This is a genomic window from Bacillus sp. GMa5/1 (assembly GCF_050172015.1).
In the GTDB taxonomy this organism is placed as follows: Bacteria; Bacillota; Bacilli; order Bacillales; family Bacillaceae_G; genus Bacillus_A; species Bacillus_A cereus.
Map to the genome: position 1 here is coordinate 1 of NZ_JBNLYC010000296.1, position 3,583 is coordinate 3,583.

The following is a 3,583-nucleotide window of genomic DNA, read 5'->3' on the forward strand; positions in this document are numbered from 1 at the left end:
GAAAAGCACTGTATATAGTATCATTTATCGGTGTTAGATACTATATATTGAACGGGAGTGAATTTGATGAACAACTCAGACAATGTAAAACAGCAAAAAAATACTTTATGGACAACTTTTGATAAAATTATAAATAGTAACGATCAAGACTTAATGCAAGAAAATGCAAATGTTGATGGTCGATCTCCAATGGGAATGATGGGAACATTTGCATCAGAGAGCGCAAAACTTTATGTAAGGGAACATTTGCTTTCTAAACAAGTAAAAGAAGCTATTAATCAAAATATTTTATACCCACACGATTTAGATTTTTATGCAACAGGAACAACCACGTGTTCACAAATCCCTTTAGCACAATTGCTGAAAAAAGGGTTCCACACTGGACATGGCCATATGAGACAACCACAAGATATTAAAAGTGCATTAGCACTCTCGTCTATTATTCTTCAAGCTAATCAAAATATGCAGCATGGTGGGCAATCTCTTGCCATGTTTGATATAGATTTAGCACCCTATGTGAGGAAAACATTTGAAAAAAACAAGAAAAAGTTAATAGACTATCCGCTAACAAAGGAACAAATCGAAGTGTTTGCATGGAAAGAAACAGAAAACGATACATATCAAGCATGTGAAGCATTTATTCATAATTCCAATAGTATGCATAGCCGTGGTGGTGGACAAGTTCCGTTTATTTCAATTAATTACGGAACGGACACATCAAAGGAAGGAAGGCTATTAATTAAACAATTACTACAGGCAACACAAGCGGGATTAGGAAAAAGCGAAACACCTATTTTCCCCATTCAAATTTTCAAGTTAAAAAAAGGTGTAAATTTTGAAGAAACAGATCCAAATTATGATTTATTTGAACTTGCATTAGAAACAACAGCAAAACGATTGTTCCCTAACTTTTCATTTTTAGATGCGCCATTTAATGCAGCGTATTATAATGGGCACCCAGAAAGTGAAGTATGTTATATGGGTTGTCGTACTCGTGTGATGTCTAATATTCATGGTGAGGAAACAGCAATTGGCAGAGGAAATCTATCATTTACCTCTATTAATCTAGTAAAATTGGCTTTAATAAATGATTCAAAAGAGGGATTTTTCAAATCGTTAGATTATTATATCAAACTTGGCATTCGTCAATTGCTAGAAAGATATTCATATCAATGTACAAAAAAAGCAAGAGATTTTCAATTCCTATATTCACAAGGGATTTGGCGCAATGGAGAAAAACTACAACCAGAAGACTCAGTTACTGAGATTTTAAAGCAAGGAACATTGAGTCTTGGTTTTATTGGACTTGCGGAATGCCTGGTTGCCTTAACAGGAAAACACCATGGGGAAGATAAAGATTCATGGCAACTTGGAAAAGAAATTGTTACCTTTATGAGAAATAAGATGGACCAAGCAACAGAAGAGCATTGCTTGAATTTCACCTTAATTGCAACTCCTGCCGAGGGACTATCAGGGAAGTTCATCAAAAAGGATCGTGCTGAGTTTGGAACTATTACAGGTGTAACCGATCATGATTACTATACAAATTCATTTCATATTCCAGTTTATTATCCTATTCAAGCAATTAATAAAATACGTTTAGAAGGACCGTTTCATGCTCTTTGCAACGGTGGTCATATTACGTATATTGAACTAGATGGGGCGGCAGCACATAATCTAATGGCTTTAAAACAGATTGTTCAAGCAATGGCACAGTATGAAGTAGGATATGGTTCAATTAATCATCCGGTGGATCGTTGTAAATGTTGTGACTATAATGGAGTTATTGAAAATGAATGCCCCAGCTGTGGAAATATAGAAGACCATCATATTGAAAGAATTCGCCGTATTACTGGATATCTTGTGGGGGACATGTCAAAATGGAACAATGCAAAGCGTAGTGAAGAAGCAGATCGTGTGAAACATAAATGAAGGTAATGAATATTATTCATGATAGTGTAGTAGATGGTGAAGGGTTACGGACAGTTGTGTTTTTTGCCGGTTGTCCGCATGATTGTTTAGGTTGCCATAACCCCAAATCATGGAATCTTTATAATGGGACCGAGATAAGTGTGAAAGAAATTATAAAAGAAATTTCCAAAAATCCTCTAACTGATGTAACATTTTCAGGGGGTGACCCATTTTTTCAAGCTATCGAGGTCAAAGAAGTTGCAAAAGCTGTAAAAAGTTTAAACAAAAATCTTTGGATTTACACTGGCTATACACTAGAAGAGATACAGAATTCACAAAACAAAGATATGATTGAGCTGTTACATTATGGGGATGTTTTAGTTGATGGAAGATTTGAAATCGAAAAAAGAGATTTGACTCTTCCATTTCGCGGAAGCTCAAATCAACGTATTATACGCCTAAAATAAATATAATTCCCTTGCTTTTTTCGATTATTCGTTATCACTAATCCAATATTTATGAGCAGAAAGCATTTGCTCATAAATACTGGAAATACACAATAAAAAATTTATAAAAAGGGCCATGCTCAATTCTTACACTTTTTTTGCAATGCTTTTGGAACATATACACAAAAAGGTTCGCTTTCCATGTAATCCCCCGTCATCGCAAATGCCCTAGAACGAGATCCCCCACAAACATATCGAAACTCACAAACACCGCATTTGCCTTTATAATTGTCTGGATTACGAAGGCTTTGAAAAACAGGAGAGTTTCGATAAATTTCAGCTATCGGTGTTGATTTAATATTCCCGGTTTTAATCGGTAATAGCCCACTTGGGTATACATCTCCAATATGAGAAATAAATACAACTCCATTTCCATCATTTACTCCTTTTGGAGCGCGTCCAAATTCATTAATTCCGTCCGTCATCCCTTCCATCAATACATCTCTATATTGAATAATTTGATCTATCTTTTTAATTCCCTTCATTTTTTCTTGAAGAACAACGCGTCTATAGTGCTGAGCAGCTGTGGTTTTTATATCAAAAGAAACAGTTCTGCTTAGCTGGTATAGCCAGCGGAACACTCTTTCATGTTGAATTGGTGAAATCATATCTTTCTCTTTACCACGTCCTGTTGGGACTAAGAAAAATACACTCCACAACACACAACCTAATTCCTCTACTAAATTTGCCATATCTTTAAGTACACTCAAATTATAATTAGAAACAACTGTATTAATTTGAATAGGGATTTTTAATTCATTTAAATGATGAATTGCATCCATTGTTAATTTAAATGACCCCTCTGTTCCTCTAAAATGATCATGTACTTCAGCTGTTGGTCCATCTATACTAAATGCCCATCTAGCAATCCCAACATCTTTTGCTTTTTTAATCGCTTCTTTAGTAACCTTTGGAGTAGCACTGGGTGTCATGGAAACCCGAATACCTTTCTTCACCGCGTATTCAGCAATATCATATATATCCGAACGCATTAATGGATCCCCACCAGTAAAAACCAGCATCGGATTATCCATTTCATATATATCATCAATTAGTTTTTTTCCTTCTTCTAATGTTAACTCAAAAGGATCACGATAATGCTGAGCTTCAGCACGACAATGTAGACATTTTAATTCACATGCTCTTGTTAACTCCCATATTACAAT

At 35.2% G+C, this 3,583-nt stretch carries 3 protein-coding genes; 2 read left to right on the forward strand and 1 reads right to left on the reverse strand.

Translation table 11 applies throughout. The features are described from left to right. Positions 1–66 precede the first annotated feature (66 nt). A complete protein-coding gene (locus ACQGSG_RS27615) occupies positions 67–1,932 on the forward strand; it encodes an anaerobic ribonucleoside triphosphate reductase (RefSeq protein WP_426948531.1) in 1,866 nt (621 codons plus the stop codon). Then, positions 1,929–2,378, forward strand: coding sequence for an anaerobic ribonucleoside-triphosphate reductase activating protein (gene nrdG, locus ACQGSG_RS27620; protein ID WP_426948533.1), 450 nt, complete (start codon positions 1,929–1,931; stop codon positions 2,376–2,378). The genes ACQGSG_RS27615 and nrdG overlap by 4 nt, the downstream gene beginning before the upstream one ends. Positions 2,379–2,497: 119 nt before the next feature. Here nrdG and ACQGSG_RS27625 read toward each other — a convergent pair. Then, positions 2,498–3,583: TIGR04053 family radical SAM/SPASM domain-containing protein (locus tag ACQGSG_RS27625; RefSeq protein ID WP_426948534.1), on the reverse strand; the 1,086-nt coding region annotated here is incomplete at its 5' end.